The 450-nt window shown below is 45.3% G+C and carries 2 protein-coding genes; both read right to left on the bottom strand.

From position 1 onward, the window contains the following. Window positions 1–166, bottom strand: a 166-nt coding sequence (locus tag K0039_RS25365) for a hypothetical protein (protein ID WP_500303717.1), incomplete at its 3' end; no start/stop codon positions are given. After that, window positions 127–450: type VI secretion system contractile sheath domain-containing protein (locus K0039_RS25370; RefSeq protein ID WP_228106897.1), on the bottom strand; the 324-nt coding region annotated here is incomplete at its 5' end. The genes K0039_RS25370 and K0039_RS25365, both read right to left, overlap by 40 nt.

The following is a 450-nucleotide window of genomic DNA, read 5'->3' on the forward strand; positions in this document are numbered from 1 at the left end:
TCTTCGACATAAAGCTTCCCACTTTGTCACGAACAATCACTTTCAGATAATGTGCGAATCGCGACGTGGCTAATATATACTGAAGCTGGCTGGATAATTTTGCATTCGCATTCGCCTGATCAGTATTTACAGTCGTGGTTTGTTCACCGACTGCACAGCAAAAAATGCGGCAAAATCGGTACCCTTACAGTAAATAAGTGGAATAAAGCCGAGGTCTGACAGTTCTTTTTCCCTGCGGTCTGAGATAGCAACCTCAGTCGGACATTGTAAAAGTCGCTCACCTGTATGGGATGTATAATTATAGGCCGGTAATGATTTAACCAGACCACCACCTTCCACACCACGAATGGCTGCACACCAGCCATACTCCTCAAAAGCATCAACTATCCGGCAGGCCAGTTCAAACGCGGTATTTACCCACAGATAGTCTTTGCCTGAGTTGTCTTCACT

It is taken from the genome of Terrisporobacter mayombei, assembly GCF_020748465.1.
Lineage (GTDB): Bacteria > Bacillota > Clostridia > Peptostreptococcales > Peptostreptococcaceae > Terrisporobacter > Terrisporobacter mayombei.